The organism is Archangium violaceum, from assembly GCF_016887565.1.
Lineage (GTDB): Bacteria > Myxococcota > Myxococcia > Myxococcales > Myxococcaceae > Archangium > Archangium violaceum_B.
Genome location: NZ_CP069396.1, coordinates 2,924,472 through 2,940,305 on the forward strand (window position 1 = coordinate 2,924,472; position 15,834 = coordinate 2,940,305).

The 15,834-nt window shown below is 69.5% G+C and carries 9 protein-coding genes; 7 read left to right on the forward strand and 2 right to left on the reverse strand.

All coding sequences use genetic code 11. The annotated features are described in order from the left end of the window. Positions 1-12 precede the first annotated feature (12 nt). The 6 genes from JRI60_RS12125 (at position 13) to JRI60_RS12150 (ending at position 13,252) form a co-directional block, all read left to right on the forward strand. Positions 13-3,225, forward strand: a complete 3,213-nt coding sequence (locus JRI60_RS12125; RefSeq protein ID WP_204226010.1) for a tetratricopeptide repeat protein — start codon at positions 13-15, stop codon at positions 3,223-3,225. 24 nt (positions 3,226-3,249) lie between these two features. Continuing rightward, positions 3,250-4,197, forward strand: coding sequence for an ExeA family protein (locus JRI60_RS12130; protein WP_204226011.1), 948 nt, complete (start codon positions 3,250-3,252; stop codon positions 4,195-4,197). Between the two features lie 5 nt (positions 4,198-4,202). Next, a complete protein-coding gene (locus JRI60_RS12135) occupies positions 4,203-8,123 on the forward strand; it encodes a translocation/assembly module TamB domain-containing protein (protein WP_204226012.1) in 3,921 nt (1,306 codons plus the stop codon). Positions 8,124-8,140: 17 nt separating this feature from the next. After that, entirely contained in the window at positions 8,141-11,251 is a 3,111-nt protein-coding gene (locus JRI60_RS12140; RefSeq protein ID WP_239470470.1) for a POTRA domain-containing protein, read from the forward strand. 21 nt (positions 11,252-11,272) lie between these two features. Continuing rightward, the gene (locus tag JRI60_RS12145; RefSeq protein ID WP_204226013.1) at positions 11,273-11,872 is read left to right on the forward strand and encodes an MBL fold metallo-hydrolase; all 600 of its coding nucleotides are present in this window, start codon (positions 11,273-11,275) and stop codon (positions 11,870-11,872) included. 156 nt (positions 11,873-12,028) lie between these two features. Next, a complete protein-coding gene (locus JRI60_RS12150; RefSeq protein WP_204226014.1) occupies positions 12,029-13,252 on the forward strand; it encodes a sialidase family protein in 1,224 nt (407 codons plus the stop codon). Between the two features lie 16 nt (positions 13,253-13,268). Here JRI60_RS12150 and JRI60_RS12155 read toward each other — a convergent pair whose 3' ends face one another. After that, positions 13,269-13,610, reverse strand: a complete 342-nt coding sequence (locus JRI60_RS12155; RefSeq protein WP_204226015.1) for a hypothetical protein — start codon at positions 13,608-13,610, stop codon at positions 13,269-13,271. Between the two features lie 325 nt (positions 13,611-13,935). Between JRI60_RS12155 and JRI60_RS53250 the strand changes: the two genes are divergently transcribed. Continuing rightward, a complete protein-coding gene (locus JRI60_RS53250; protein ID WP_239470471.1) occupies positions 13,936-14,535 on the forward strand; it encodes a LysM peptidoglycan-binding domain-containing protein in 600 nt (199 codons plus the stop codon). Between the two features lie 78 nt (positions 14,536-14,613). On the opposite strand, the gene JRI60_RS12170 is transcribed toward JRI60_RS53250, so the two are convergent. Continuing rightward, on the reverse strand, positions 14,614-15,720 hold the full coding sequence (locus JRI60_RS12170) for a glycerophosphodiester phosphodiesterase (RefSeq protein WP_239470472.1): 1,107 nt from the start codon (positions 15,718-15,720) through the stop codon (positions 14,614-14,616). Positions 15,721-15,834 lie beyond the last annotated feature (114 nt).

The following is a 15,834-nucleotide window of genomic DNA, read 5'->3' on the forward strand; positions in this document are numbered from 1 at the left end:
AGCCCACGCTCGATGGACAAGAACAAGATCATCGAAGCCGCCGCCAAGCTCGTCGCGAAGGGCGCCTACGACAAGGCCATCAAGGAGTACCAGAAGATCCTGGACGTGGACCCGAAGGACGGCCGGGTCCTCCAGAAGATGGGGGAGCTGTACCAGAAGAAGAACGACAACGCTCAGGCGGCCCACTACTTCTCCAAGGTCGCCGAGGGCTACTCGGCCGATGGTTTCTTCCTCAAGGCCGTCGCCCTCTACAAGCAGGTCCTCAAGCTCAACCCCAACCTGCTGGACGTCAACCTCAAGCTGGCGGAGCTCCATCAGCAGCTCGGACTGATGTCCGAGGCTATGGCGTATTTCCAGATCGTCGCCAACCACTACGAGAAGGCCGGCGACGTCAAGAACTCCCTGGATACGCTCAAGAAGATGGTGGATCTCGACCCCGAGAACGTGGCGTCGAAGATCAAGCTCGCCGAGCTGTACGCGCGCGAGAACCTGCCGCGCGAGGCCGCCCAGGAGTTCAAGCGCGCCGCCGAGTACCTCAAGCGCAACAGCCGGATGGACGACTGGATGCGCGTGGCGGAGCGGCTCTCCACCCTCGAGCCGGACAACGTCGCGCTGGCCAAGGAGCTGGCGCAGCAGTACCTGGCGCGCGCGGATCAGAAGCGCGCCCTGGCCAAGCTGCAGGTGTGCTTCAAGGCGGACGGGCGCGACGTCGAGACGCTCAACATGCTGGCCCAGGCCTTCCACGGGCTCGGCCAGACCGCCAAGACCATCTCCGTCTACAAGGAGCTGGCCAAGGTCTACCAGGAGCGCGGCCGCACCAGGGACGCCAACGAGATCTGGGACCGCGTCGCCGAGTTGGATCCGGCTGATCCGGAGCTGGAGGCGTACAGGGCCTCGGGTCCCGTCGCCGCGGCGCCCGCACCGGTTCCCGCGTCCGCGCCGGCTCCAGCCCCCGCTCCGGCCCCGGCGCGTGCTCCGGCCGCGCAGCCGGCTCCGGCCGCCAAGGCCCCGGTGGCCGCGGCTCAACCGGCTCCCGCTCCCGCTCCGGTGGAGGCTCCCGAGCCCGCGCTGGCTCCCGCGGCCCAATCCGGCAAGGATCAGTTCTCCAAGCTGCTGACGGAGACGGACGTCTACGTCAAGTACGGCCTGCACGATAAGGCGCTCGAGCACCTGCGGAAGATCTTCGCGGTGGACCCGGAGAACCTCGACGCGCACGAGAAGGCGTACCACATCTACGTCGCCTCCGGGAACGCGGCCCAGGCCAGCGAGCAGCTGCTGAACGTGCTGCGCCTGTGCACGCGCCGCGTGGAGGTGCCGCGCGCCCAGCCGTACCTGGCCGCCATCCTCCAGCAGAACCCCGGCCACCCCGAGGTGCCGGCCTTCCTGGCCGTGCTGCGCACCGACGAGTCCGGTGCCACGGTGGGCGCACAGGTGGAGTCGGTGGGCGAGGACGCCATCCTGGTGGACTCGAGCGACGATGAGATCGTCGTCGCCGATGCGCCCGCGGACGCCCTGGAGCATCCGCCGGGCGACGAGCTGGCCCTCGTCTCCGCGAGCAGCACGGATGAAGATGAAGAGGAGCAGATCGTCTCCGCCGACTTCGCCATCCCCGCCGACGCGGAGGATGGGGTGGTGCTCGCGGACGAGCCGGGCGCGGTGGTGTCGGACGACGAGCCCCTCTTCGGTGCCGGCGACGAGCCCGAGGAGGCGACGACCGTCTTCATGGAGCCAGTCGGCTCCGACGACACCGCCCTCGAGGTCGCCTCCGACGACGAGCCGCTGCTGGCGGACTCGGGGACGGAGCTGGCGCTCGGCGACGACGAGCCGTCTACGACCCAGGTGTCGGCGCCCTCGGCGCAGCTCCTCCAGGATTCCTTCGCGGACGAGCCCGTGCTCGGGCAGGCACAGGACATTCCCACGCAGGTGTCGGCGCGCCCGCTGGAGCTGGACACCTTCGCGGACGAGCCCACCTCGTTCGGCTCTCCCGAGCTCGAGGACGAGGGCACCCCGGTGGATACGCCGGCGCTCGGCTCCTACGAGCTCGAGGAGCCCGAGCCCGAGACCCTGCCCGTGGTGGTGGCCAAGGCTCCGGTTGCACCCGCCAAGGCGCCGCCCCAGGCCGCCACGCCCGCCGCCAAGGCTCCGGCTGCTCCGGCAAAGGCGCCGCCCCAGGCCGCCACGCCCGCCGCCAAGGCTCCGGCTGCACCCGCCAAGGCGCCGCCTCAGGCCGCCGCGCCCGCCGCGAAGGCCCCGGCTGCTCCGGTCAAGCCGCAGCCCGCGCCCGTCGCCCAGGTCGAGGAGCCCCAGGAGGAGCCGGCCGGCGAGGAGTGCGACGAGGCCAGCTTCTTCATCGACCAGGGCCTCTTCGAGGAGGCACGGGAGATCATCGAGACGGTGATGATCGCCTTCCCGGGTCACGCGCGCGCCACCGAGCTGATGGAGCGGCTCGAGGCGCTCGAGTCCGGGGGCGCCCCGGCGGCCCAGGAGGAGTCCGAGGCCGAGGCGGTGTCCGTGCCCGCCGTGCCCGCGCTGGGCGAGTCCCCCGCCGAGCGCGATGCGTTCGACCTGGCGGCGGAGCTGGCCGGCGAGTTCGGCGACCTGGGCGGCGATCAGCCCGCGGCGGCCGCCGAGGAGGACTTCCAGTACTCGGTGGAGGAGGTCTTCGCCGAGTTCAAGAAGGGCCTCGCCAAGGTGGTCAAGCCCGAGGACGTGGACACCCACTACGACCTGGGCATCGCCTACCGCGAGATGGGCCTCATCGACGACGCCCTCAACGAGTTCACCGTGGCCCGCGAGGGTTGCATGGGCAAGAAGCGTGAGGTGGACTGCCTCACGATGATTGGCATGCTGCAGGCCCAGAAGGGCGATGCGGGCGCGGCCGTGGACACCTTCAAGCAGGCACTGGCCAGCGAGCACGCCACGGGCGAGGTGTCCAAGGCGCTCGGGTTCGAGCTGGCCATGGCCTACGAGGCCCGTGGCGACGCGGGCAAGGCCCTCTATCACTTCCAGCGCGTGGCCGCGCTCGACGCGAAGTTCCGCGACGCAGCCGGTCATGCGGAGCGGTTGGCCGCCACCACCTCCCCGGTGGTGGATCCGCTGCCCACCAGCGGACCCAGGAACGGGTCCAACGGTGCGGCCAAGGCCGCCAGTCCCCGAGTGCCCGTCGCCGCGGCCAACCCCGCGGCGGCGAGCGCAGCCAATCCGCGCAAGGTAGGCTACGTCTAGCGCTGTCCGAGGTCCGCCGAGCCCATGACCTACCTCGACTATTTCGAGCTCACCCAGGAGCCCTTCTCCAACGCGCCGGTGAGCCGGTTCTATTACAACTCGGCTCAGCACTCCCAGGCACTGACCCGGCTGATGCATGCCGTCAGCTACATGAAGGGTCTGTCCATCCTGGTGGGTGACATCGGAGCTGGAAAGACGACGCTCGCGCGCCGCATGCTCGACTCGCTGCCCGAGTCCGAGTACGAGGCCGCGCTGCTCGTCATCATCCACTCCGGCATCACCGCCAACTGGCTGCTGCGGCGCATCGCCCTGCAGCTGGGCGTGGAGAACCCGGCCCAGGAGAAGCTGGCCCTGCTGTCCCAGCTCTACCAGCGGCTGCTTCAAATCTACGAGTCCGGCAAGAAGGCCGTCGTCCTCATCGACGAGGCCCAGATGCTGGAGACGCGCGAGCTGATGGAGGAGTTCCGGGGTCTGCTCAACCTGGAGGTCCCCGAGCGCAAGCTCATCTCCTTCGTCTTCTTCGGACTCCCGGAGATCGAGAAGAACCTCAAGTTGGATCCGCCGTTGGCCCAGCGCGTGGCGCTCCGCTACAAGCTGGAGCCCTTCACGGCCGAGTCCACCGAGGCCTACATCAAGCACCGCCTGCGGTTGGCCGGCTGCCCGCGCATGCCCTTCACCCCCGAGGCCCTGCTGGCCGTTCACCAGCGCTCGGGTGGCACTCCGCGCGTCATCAACAGCATCTGCGACAACGCGCTCTTCGAGACCTTCCTGGCCCGCGAGCAGACCATCGGCGACAAGCTCATCCAGCGCATCGCCGACAATCTGGGCCTGGTGGGCTCGGTGCCCCAGCAGGACGCTCCCCAGCCGAAGCCGGCCGCCGCCGCCGCCAACCAGAGCAGTCGGGCAGGCGGCAACTCGAAGGTCGACCTCGCGGAGATCGACCGTTATCTCGAGGGACTCGGTAAGCTGTAGCGGTTTTGGCTCTACGGAACAGGCAGCAGGGCGCGCGCAAGGCGCCGCTGTGGCTCATCGTCCTCGCACTCGTGCTGGGGACGGTGATGGCCTTCCGTACGCGCACCGTCTGGGAGGGGTTGTGCACCCAGGCCCGGCGCCAGCTCCCCACGCTGCTCGGGCTCGAGGTGGGCATCGGCCAGTGTGAGGTGGATCCGCTCGGCCAGCGCGTCATCCTCCGCGGACTGTCCGTCTTCGAGAAGGGCTCGGACACGCCGCTGCTCGCCGCGGACTCGGCCGAGGTGCAGATCGGCCTGCCCCATCCCATCTCCGGCAAGGTCTCCATCGACATGGTGCGGGTGCTCCGGCCGCGGCTCGCGCTGGACCTGTCACGTCCGCGAACGCCCTCGGGCGAGCCGGGCGTGTGCCCGCTGCAACCGCTGCGGCGGCTCATCCTCTCGCGGCTGGCCATCACCGGCGCGGAGGTGCGGCTGCTGCTGCCTGGTGGCCGCCAGGTGGAGGTGTCCGAGCTGGACGTGAGCGTGCGCGAGCGCTGGGGCGAGGAGGAGTTCGAGGTGGAGGCCCGGCGCGGCCTGGTGCGGCTGGGCCCCGGACAGGAGCTCGCCCTCGGGCGGCTGGCGCTCTCGGGCGGGCTGGACGTGGACGAGGAGCTGCTGGAGGTGGACCGCGCGGAGGTGTCGCTGGACGACGTGACGGTGAACATTTCCGGCCGGGTGGAGCAGCTGTGCGATCCGGTGCTCGCCATGGACGCCCAGGTGTTCCTGCCGCTGCGGACGCTGTCGCAGGCGGGGCTGCTGCCCAAGCCCGCCAACGGGCACCTCTGGTCGCGTCTGACGGTGAATGGCCGCCCGGCGGCGCCCAGCGTGTCGCTGGAGCTGGCCGGCAGCGGGCTTGCCTATGGAGGCTTCACCCCGGGCTCGCTCACGGCGCGGCTGGCGTATGCCGGGGACGTGGTGACGGTGGAAGAGCTCACGCTGCCCATCGGCAAGGGGGATGCGCGCGTCTCCGGCACCCTCGGGCTGGGGCCGGGGTTCCCGGTGGAGGTTCACCTGGAGACCCGCGACGCGCCGTTCGGCCTCATCCTGGAGAAGGCCGGCCTGACGGGCTCCTGGGTGGACTTCCCCGCCAACGCGACCGCGGACCTGCGCGGCACGCTGATGCCGAAGCTCAACCTGTCGGGCAACGTGGACCTGCGCACCGGCCGCTTCGTGCTGGCCACGCGCGCCTTCGACGCGCCTCCGGCCTCGGGCCGCACCCTGCTCACCTTCGAGCGGGGCCACGTGGCGACGCGCGTGTCGCTGCTGGGAGACCGCGTCTCCTTCTCCGATGTCCAGCTCGAATCGGGTGGCTCCCGCGTTGGTGGCGAGGTGACGCTCTTCTACGACGTGCAGAAGGGCCTCCTGGCGGACGTCCACGGCGACGTGGACCTGTCGGACTTCGGCCACATCGCGGAGCTCGAGTGGGCGGGGCGCGGCTCGATGAGCACCACCATCGAGGGCCCGTACTCGGACGTGAAGATCGGCGCGAGCCTGTCGCTGCGTGACTTCGAGTTCTGGGGCTTCGACCTGGGCGTGGTGCAGGGCAAGGTGGCGTACGCGGACAAGGTGCTGGGCTTCCCCACGCTCACGGGCCAGAAGGGGCGCACCCAGTACTTTGGCAACGCGGCGCTCACCTTCGGGCGCTCGCTGCACGCGCGGGCCGAGGTGGAGGTGCCCCGGGGCCGCACCGAGGATCTGATCGACATCATCGCCGGCCTGCACTCCACCATCTCCGTCATGCAGGGGCCGTTGGTGGGCGAGGCCTCGGGCCGGGTGGAGATCGACAGTCCCATCGACCAGTTCGAGGGGCTGGTGGCCTTCGACTTCAAGAACACCACCTACTACGGGCGGCACATGGGCGACGGCTCGATGCGGCTGCGCTTCGACGATGGCAAGGCCATGGTGCTCGAGCGCACGCTGCTGGAGGGCCGGTTGGGCCGTACCTGGGTGGATGGCTCCTTCTTCTTCTCCGGGCCCGACAAGGGCAAGCTGGACTACCGCTTCGGTGGCGACAACCTGTCCCTGGCGGAGCTCGTCGGCCCGGAGTCGGAGCGCCTGGGCGTGAGCGGCCTGTTGGAGATGGAAGGCACGGTGTCGGGCAACACGGACCTGCCGGTGACGCGGGCCCGGGTGTGGGGCCCGAAGGTGACGTTCGCCAAGCGCGACCTGGGCAACATGGGTCTCGAGGCGCTCCTGTCGGGGCGTGACCTGCAGGTGGCGGGCCGGCCCTCGCGCGACACGAGCGGCATCCTGTTCATGCGCGTGAAGGAGCCGTATCCCTTCGATGCCGCGGTGACGCTGGAGCTGCCGGAGATCCGCCCGCTGCTGCCCACCAATGCCTTCACCCAGGACCTGTCCGGCTCGGTCAAGGCGGTGGTGAAGGCCCAGGGCGCGCTGCTCGACGCGCAGGCCCTCCAGATGAGCGCCACGGTGGAGCGGCTCACCCTGTCTCGCGGCCAGCTCTCCGGGGCCAACGACGGGCCCATCGCGCTGAGCTTCACCCAGGGGCGGCTGGAGGTGCCCTCCTTCATCTTCCGCGGTCCGGAGACGGAGCTGTCCGCGCAGGGCTGGGTGGGCTTCGATGCCATGGAGCTCTACCTGCGCGGCTCCATGGACCTGCGCCTGCTCGAGTCCCTCTCGCCCATGCTGGTGCGCACCGGTGGCCGTCTGGAGCTCAACGCCGTGGCCAACGGCAGCCCGCGCAAACCCTCTCTCGTGGGCACGCTCCACCTGCTGGACGCGAAGCTGTCCTTGAGGGACCAGCCGGTGTCGGCTCGAGGGCTGAACGGGCGGGTGGAGTTCACCACCCAGCGCATCCTCGTGGAGGAGATGCAGGGCACGCTCAACGAGGGCCGCGTGCAGATCGGCGGCCAGGTGGCGCTGAACGAGTTCCAGCCCGCGGAGCTGCAGGTGAACGTCTCCCTCACCGACGTGGCCACGCGCTTCCACGAGGATCTGCCCTTCAACACCACCGGGCAGCTGTGGCTCACCGGCCACCCGGACGCGTTGCGGCTGGGCGGCGCGCTGGACATCCGCAACCTGCGCTACCGCCGGGGCCTGGAGCTGGACGACATCCTCAAGCGCCTCTCCCGGCGCACCGTGCTGCCCACGCCCGCGGAGAAGCCCCGCGAGTACCTCACCCTCGACATCGGCGTGCACCTGGGCGACGTGCGCGTGGACAACAACCTGGCCCGCGCGCGGCTCATCGGCTCTCTACGGGTCACCGGGACCAACGCGCGCCTGGGGGTGCTCGGCACGGTGGAGACGGCCGAGAGCAGCCAGGCCTTCTTCCGCAACAACCAGTTCACCGTCACCCGCGGGCAGATCGAGTTCCAGGACCGCTACGGCATCGACCCCGTCTTCGACCTGCGCGCCCAGTCCCAGGTGCGCGAGTACCAGGTCAAACTGCATGCCTTCGGACGCCCGGCCGCTCCCCAGGTGCTCCTCACCTCGGAGCCGGCGCTGCCCGAGGGCGACCTGGTGTCGCTCCTCACGCTGGGTCTGACGAGCACGGACAAGGAGACCGCGGCCTCTGCCAGCGCGGGTCTGGCCGCCGAGGCCTTCTTCAACATGTCCGGGTTGGACCGGCAGGTCCAGCGCTTCATCCCCAACAATCCGGTCCTCAAGGACCTGTCCCTGCAGATCTCCACCACCTACAACGACGCCACGCAACAAGCGGAGCCGACCGCTCGGTTGGAGTCGAAGTTCCTCACGGAGCGGCTTAAGATTGGATTGACGCAACCCGTCAGCGGACGCGGGACTCGGGCGCGTGCCGAGTACCATTTCGACAACCGCCTCTCCTTGCAGGGCCAGTGGGACAACGAGCACAGCGAGACCGCATTGGGCAATCCTGGGATCGAGCTCAAACTGAGCTGGGAGTCCCAGTAGCGCTCGCGCTCGCCCTGTTGCTGGCGGGTGCGGCCCTGGCCCAGCCTCCGGACAAGCGGGTGGAGCCGGCCAGGGCCGTCGAGGCGCCGGAGCTCGCGGTGCGGCCGGAGGCCTCGCCGCCGGTGGCCCCCACGGTGGAAGCGGTGGAGCTGCACCTGCCCGCGGGAGTGGATCCGGCGGGGCTGGTCGAGCTGGTGGCGGTCCGCAAGGGGCAGGCGCTGTCGGCCCGTGCCGTGCGGCGCTCGGTGGAGCGGCTGTGGATCAGCGGGCGCTTCGCCGACATCGTGGTGCGCGCGGTGGACGTGCCCGGCGGGGTGCGCGTGGTGTTCGAGCTCACGCCCATGCAGCCCATCCTCCAGCTCGCGGTGGAGGGCAACGTCGTCCTGAGCGATCAGGCGCTGCTGGGGGTGCTGCGGACGAAGGGCATCGAGAAGGGCCGGCGGCTCGACGAGGACGCGCTCCGGGAGGCCCTCAAGGGCCTGGAGGAGGAGTACCAGAGCCAGGGCTACAACAAGGCGCGCATCCAGCTCACGCGCGAGGCGGTGCCCGGAGGCGTGTCGCTGGTGTTCACCCTCTTCGAGGGGACGCCCACGCGGGTGGCCTCCGTCACGGTGACGGGGAGCCCCGGGCTGCCGCTGTCCGAGCTGCTCTCCACGCTGGGGCTGCGGGTGGGCGGCGTGCTGGACAGCGGAGGCCTGAGGTCCGGACTGGAGCGGCTGCGGACGCTGCTGCGCGAGCGGGGCTACTGGCGCGCCAGCGTGGGAGTGCCCGTGCTCCAGGAGGAGGGCGAGGTGGCGACGGTGCTGGTGCCCATCTCCGCGGGGCCTCGCTTCCGCTTCCACTTCCACGGCAACCACCGCTTCCCGGACACGGTGCTGGCGCGCATGCTCGCCTATGACGGCTCGGAGCCGCTGGACGCGGCGACGGTGGCCCGGCTGGCGCGGCAGCTCGAGTCCTTCTACCGCTACCGGGGCTTCAACGACGTGCACGTGGAGACGCGCGAGGTGCACCGCCCGGACGGCGAGCGGGCCGTGCTCTCCTTCGACATCGAGGAGGGCCACCCGCTGCGCGTGCGGCAGGTGCGGTTCCGCGGCAACACGGTGCTCTCCAGCGAGACGCTGCGCGAGATGCTGGCCGAGCGCATCCGCGCCAACACGCCCCAGCCCGAGGGGCAGCCGCTCCAGGTGGAGGAGCCGGGGCCACCGGGGTTGCGCGGCCGTCCCCCGAAGCCGCCCGAGTGGGTGAGCAATCCCGCCACCGTCTTCGTCGAGGAGGCCTGGCGGGACGCCGCGGAGTCGATGACGGAGGCGTACCGCGAGCGGGGCTTCCTGGCGGCGCGGGTGAGCTTCACCCGGCTGCGGGTGAACGTGGAGCGGCGCACGGCGGTGGCCGTGTTCGACGTGGACGAGGGCACGCAGCGGCGCGTGGCCGAGGTGCGCATCGAGGGAGGGCCCCAGGGCTTCGACGGCCAGCGGCTGGTGCCGGTGAAGCGGGGCGAGCCGCTGAGCCTGGAGGCGGTGGAGCGCGGGCGGCAGGCGCTCGCCACGGAGCTGGGACGCGAGGGGTACCTCTTCGCCCGGGTGGACGCGGATCCAAAACCCGCGGGCGAGGGCATGGACATCGTCTACAAGCTGGAGCCGGGGCCTCGGGTGACGGTGGGCCGCATCCTCATCCGAGGAGCGGAGCGCACCAACGAGGAGGTGGTGCGGGCCACGGTGCGCCTCGAGGAGGACGAGGTGCTCAATCCGGAGAAGCTCTTCGAGAGCCAGCGCCGGCTCGCGCTCCTCAACATCTTCCGGCAGGTGACGGTGCGGCTGGAGAAGCCGGACGTGCCGGAGGCCAGCAAGGACGTGGTGGTGGAGGTGCGCGAGCGCCCGCGCCTGGAGGGCGAGGTCGCGGGTGGGTACTTCCTGTCGGAAGGTCCGCGCCTGGTGCTGGACCTGGCTCGGCCCAACGTGGACGGACGAGGCCTCAACCTGTCGGCCCGGTTGAAGCTCAACTACACGGGGTGGAGCGCCCAGGGGGTGGACAAGGCCAGCCTGGATCGGGCCCGGTGCACGGCGGCGCCGGAGGAGTGCCGGACGCCCGGTGTCTACGATTGGGTGAGCGACTTCGGCGGGCGCGCCGTGCTGTCGGCGGTGCAGCCTCGGCTCTACGGCCTGCAACCCCTGGAGGTGGGCGCGCGGTTGGATCTGATCGGCGAGCGCGTGCACCGGCCCTCGTACCTGTCCACCCGAGCCGCGGCGGTGACGGGCCTGGACTGGACGGTGACGCGCTGGCTGAGCTTCGGACTGCAGTACGAGCTGGAGGGCAACCTGCTGGAGGCGGGAGATCGGCCCCTCACGGCACCGAGCCGCGCGGACCAGGAGCGGCTGCGTTTCCCCTACGGCTTCTTCATCCTGAACACGGTGCGCTCGTCGGCCGCGGTGGACCTGCGGGATGATCCGGCCAATCCGCACAAGGGCCTGCTGGTGTCCACCAGCGCCGAGTGGATGCGGGCGCTGAGCGCGAAGCCGACCACCATCACGGGCGAGCCGCAGACACCCCTGCCCATCAACGGGCTGAAGATCTCTGGGAACGTGAGCGTGTACGCGCCGCTGACGTCGAGGGCGGTGCTGGCGCTGTCGGTGAGGGGCGGCACGGTGGTACCGCTGGAGGACAACGCACAGGTCATCGGCTCCAAGCGCTTCTTCCTGGGAGGCTCCTCGAGCCTGAGAGGCTTCCGGGAGGACGGAATCCTCGGGGAGGATCGCCGCACGGAGTTGAGGAATCAGGTGGCGGACTGCCGCTCGCTCGTCCATCCGGCGGGGTGCAACACGGATCTGCTGACCATCCTCGCGGGCCAGGCGCCCACGAGCGAGGGAGGAGAGCTGTTCACGCTGGCGAAGGGGGAGCTGAGGATTCCGGTGGTGTCCTCGTTCGACGTGGGCTTCTTCCTGGAGGCGGGTAATCTCTGGCTGGACCGGAAGAAGTACGAATTCCTGTCGTTGCGCTACTCGACGGGGGCGGGGATGCGCTACCAGACGCCGGTGGGCCCGTTGGCGTTCGACGTGGGCGTCAACCTGGATCCGGACGAAACGCTCAACGAGCCGGTGGTGCAGTTCCATTTCAGCATCGGAGCTTTCTAGAAGTGGGGCAGGCTCGGGCCCATGAAAGCCCTGCACCGGAAAGATCTCCACAGCTGGTCCCAGTTCAACGAGGCGCGCAACCTGGACTTCCACAGCGTGGCCTGGGTGCGCCCGGAGGGGAACGTGGTCTTCGACCCGCTCCCGCTGTCCGCGCACGATGCCGAGCACCTGCGTTCGCTGGGCGGAGTGGCCTGGGTGGTGATCACCAACTCGGAGCACGTGAGGGCCACGCGCGAGCTGGTGGCCGCCTTCGGTGCGAAGGTAGCGGGTCCTCGAGCGGAGGCGGACACCTTTCCCCTGAGGTGCGAGCGGTGGCTCGCGGAGGGCGAGCAGCTGGTCCCCGGGTTGGTGACGCTGGAGCTGCACGGCTCCAAGACCCCCGGTGAGCTGGCCTTCATCCTGGAGGACACGACGCTGGTGACGGGGGATCTCATCCGGGGCCACCAGGGAGGCCGGCTCAACCTCCTTCCGGAGGCGAAGCTGAAGGACGCGGCCCAGGCGCGTGCGTCGGTTCGAGGCCTGCTCGCCTGGCCGCGTATCGACGCGGTCCTGGTGGGGGATGGCTGGCCGGTCTTCCGGGGAGGGCGAGCGGCCCTGGAGGAACTGCTGGAGGGACGCTGACGCCGGGTGTCCAGTCGAAGTCAGAGGGCATGGTCCTCCGTTCAATTCAGCCTGACGGCGCGAGTAGCGAAGTTGACGCTTGTCGGAAGCGCGCGGGCGGGGGGATGGGCAATGGGGGCTTTCGGGTGGCTTCGAGGCGCGGTGGCGGGAGCATGGGTGCTGCTCTCACCCCAGGCCGGGCTTGCTCGCGATGGGTTCGGCGCCGCCGGGAACATGAGCGAGCACCGGGCCCACTCGCGTGAACCCGCGGTGGAGATATCGGGGGAGCACGTCTTCGCCGCCTGGATCGACATGCGGACGGGGTACGGGGACGTCTATTTCCGGAAGAGCGCGGATCGGGGTCTCACCTACGGTCAGGCCCAGAACCTGAGCAACAGTCACGCACGCGCCTCGGAGGTGCATGTGACCAAGGCCCAGGCGAACGTCTACGTCGTCTGGGTCGAGGACGGCATCCGCCTCCGGACGAGCCACGACTTCGGGGTGACCTTCGGCCCCATCCAGGTGCTGAGCGAGAGCGGGAGGTCGCCCCGCATCGTCGCGGCGGGCGGGAACGTCTACGTGGCCTGGAGCCGCTCCGAGAAGGAGGGGGAGCTGCTCTTCCGGGCCAGCCACGATTTCGGGGACTCCTTCGATGCGGCCCTGGTGCTCAGCGAGCAATCGAGCGGCGGTGACCTGGATCTCGGAGCGCAGGGAGCCAACGTCCATGCCGTCTGGGACGATGGCTCGCATGTGTACTTCCGCCGGAGCACGGATGAGGGGCGCTCGTTCGTGCCCGTGCAGGTGCTCGATGAGGGGGCGGAGGCCTCCGAGGACTCGCGGCTCGTGACGGACGCGCGTGGCGTGTACGTCGTCTGGCGGGAAGGCAGCGGTTGCGGCAGCGAGATCGTCTTCCGCCGGAGCATCACGGGCGGCGCCAGCTTCGAGCCGATCCTGAACCTCAGTCGGAGTCCCGTGGCCTCATTGGATCCGCTGATCGACGTGCACGACGAAGCCGTCTTCATCCTCTGGAAGGAGGAGCGGGCGGGTCAGTCGGACATCTTCCTCGCGCGGAGCTCGGATGGAGGCGTCACCTTCGGCGTTCCGTGGAACGTGAGCGAGACCCCGGGCAAGTCGTCGCAGTACGCGATCTCCTCCTCTGGCGACTTCATCCGCATCGTCTGGCGCGAGAAGACCGGGAGCGGGGGGGAGATCTTCTACCGCTCCAGCGCCAACCGGGGGGCGAGCTTCGGAGAGGTCCTGAACCTGAGTCAGTCCCCCGGAAAATCCACCTCGCCCGTCATCATCGCCTCGGGCCGGGGTGCCGAGGTGCAGATCCTCTGGGAGGAGGACTTCCCCGGCAACCGGGAGATCTTCCACCGCCGAGGAGTGCCGGAGCCCTGAGCGTCCAGCGCGGGCACTACCCCGCGAGCCACTGGGTGCCGAGCAGGAGCGAGCAGATGAGGGCGATGCCGACGGTGACGGGCGGCATCAGCCCGAAGCACCCGCCCAGGAGCGTGGTGAGGGCGAGGCCGCGCAGGGCCTGGCTGTTACCGCTCTCGGACCAGTCGCCCACCGAGACGAAGAGCGCGGCGAAGACGATACAGGCGTGCACCAGCCCGAACAGTCCGAGCCGTACGGGGTCACCGGCGCGATCGGTCATGAGCGCGATGAGGAAGGCCGCCGATGCCACGGTCGCGGCGCAGAAGACGAGGACGTACACCCAGGGGTTACGGACCACTCGGCTCGGGTTCGGAGACATGGCTCCGCGGGATGCAATCGCGCGTCCAGCGCGCCAACCGGGGGAGATTCCAAGGACCGTGAGGGAAGGCTGTGCACGCCATTGCACGAGTGCCGCGAAGCGGATGTTGCACCACCCCGGGGTGGTGACAGCAGTCACCAGGGGGGAACAGCAGTCACCAGCGGCAACTGGCGCGAAGTGATGACGGCGGTCATCGGGAAGAGGCTGGAGCCGGGACGGAGACGAGTGGAATCAAGGACTTCCGGATGCAGGTGGGAGGGGGCGGTGTCTGGCACACCTTCTGCTCTATCCCCGTGCACGGCACTTACATCCGAGGGAACCGCACATGGGCAGCTACAGCATCAAGTCCGGGGACACGTTGAGCAAGATCGCGCAGCGCTACAACACCAACGTCGACTCGTTGATGAAGGCGAACTCGCAGATCAAGGATGCCAACGTCATCCTCGCTGGAGCGAAGCTCAACATCCCGGGCAGCAAGGACGAGTTCATTCCGTCGCCCACCGGGAGCAAGAACGCCGCGTCGACGAAGGGCACCCAGGGCAGCGCGTCCGTGGGCGATGTGCCCCCGGGGCAGGTGGGTGACTGGATCAAGCAGGCCACGGAGAAGCTGCGCGCGGCGGGCGTGCCGGCGGACAAGATGAACGCGAAGGACATCGCCACCATCATCCAGCGCGAGTCCAGCGGTGACCCGAACGCCATCAACCTCTGGGACGACAACGCCAAGAAGGGCACGCCGTCCATTGGCCTGATGCAGACCATCCAGCCGACGTTCGACGCCTACAAGCTGCCCGGCCACGACAACATCCGCAACCCGGTGGACAACATCATCGCGGCCGTGCGGTACGCGGTGGATCGCTACGGCTCGGTGTCCAACGTGCCCGGCGTCAAGTCGCTCAACGAGGGCGCGGCCTACGTCGGCTACTGACCGGCCGATGCCGCGGACCCTTCGGAGCAGGGGCTCCCACGCGAGCGGCGCGTGGGAGCCCAGCCCGGCCGTGACGGCTCAGCGCTTGTACGTGTCCACCGCCTGACGGCCCACCGCGGGATCGTCGGTGAAGAAGCCATCGATGCCGGCATCGAGATACGCCTGGATCTCCTTGATGGAGCCGGCCGGATTGCGCGTGCTGTCCGGACCCTCCGTCTTGAGCGGCGAGGGCAGGAAGGCATTCTCCGGGCGGAAGGTGTACGGGAACACCACCAGGCCCGCCGCGTGCGCGTTGCTCACGAGCGTGCTCGGCTGCTGGAAGGCGCCGGTGCTGTCCACGTTGATGATGCTCAGCTTGTAGGGCCCGACGCCGTTGGCGTAGGTGGCGATCTCCTTCATGCCGGCCTCGGTCATCAGATCGGCGTAGGTGCGCGGGTCGCCCGCCTTGACGAAGTCGTAGGGCTTCCTCGTCGCCTCCTCCATCAGCTGCACCAGCTTCCAGTTCGGCTGCGAGCCGCCGAGCTTCTCGCGGAGGTACTTCAGGTTCGCCACCTCGAAGGACTGGATGTAGACGGTGGCCTTGCTCGTGGTGAACTCGTCCGCCTTCAGCGCGGTGACCAGTCGATCCTCCAGCGCAAGACCAATGGACTGGAAGTAGGTCGGGTGCTTGGTCTCCGGGTAGATGTGGATCGTGCGACCGGTCTGGGCCGACAGCTCCTTGGCCAGGGCGATCACCTCGGCCAGCGTGGGGATCTCGTACTGATCGTTGTACTGCGTGTTACCGGGACGGGACGCGGGGATCCGCTCACGCGCACGCAGCTCCTTGAGCTCGGCCAGCGTGAAGTCCTCGGTGAACCAGCCGGTGAGCTGCACGCCGTCGATCGTCTTGGTGACCTTGCGGTCCGCGTACTTCGCGAGCGTCGACACGTTGGTGGTGCCGGAGATCTCGTTCTCGTGACGGGCCACGAGCACGCCGTCCTTCGTGGACACGAGATCCGGCTCGATGATGTCCGCACCGTCCTCGACCGCCTTGCGGTAGGCCGCCAGCGTGTGCTCGGGCCGCAGCGCGCTGGCGCCGCGATGACCGACCACGAGCGCCTTGGTGGCGGGGTTGGGGGTGGGGGTGGGCTCTTCCTCCTCACAGCCCGTCATGGCGAGGGCGCAGGCCGCCGCGAGCGGCAGCACGGAGGACAGACGAAGGGCTCGGCGGAAGGAGGAGCGAGGCGAACGGGAAGAGGTCGGGTACAGGAGAGTCTCCTTGTGGGGGGACGCATGCGTCCTGGGGCGCGGCAGGTAGCA

Coding starts and splice junctions, on each gene's coding strand:
- JRI60_RS12125 (WP_204226010.1), top strand. CDS start 13: ATGGACAAGAACAAGATCATCGAAGCCGCCGCCAAGCTCGTCGCGAAG.
- JRI60_RS12130 (WP_204226011.1), top strand. CDS start 3,250: ATGACCTACCTCGACTATTTCGAGCTCACCCAGGAGCCCTTCTCCAAC.
- JRI60_RS12145 (WP_204226013.1), top strand. CDS start 11,273: ATGAAAGCCCTGCACCGGAAAGATCTCCACAGCTGGTCCCAGTTCAAC.
- JRI60_RS12155 (WP_204226015.1), bottom strand. CDS start 13,610: ATGTCTCCGAACCCGAGCCGAGTGGTCCGTAACCCCTGGGTGTACGTC.
- JRI60_RS53250 (WP_239470471.1), top strand. CDS start 13,936: ATGGGCAGCTACAGCATCAAGTCCGGGGACACGTTGAGCAAGATCGCG.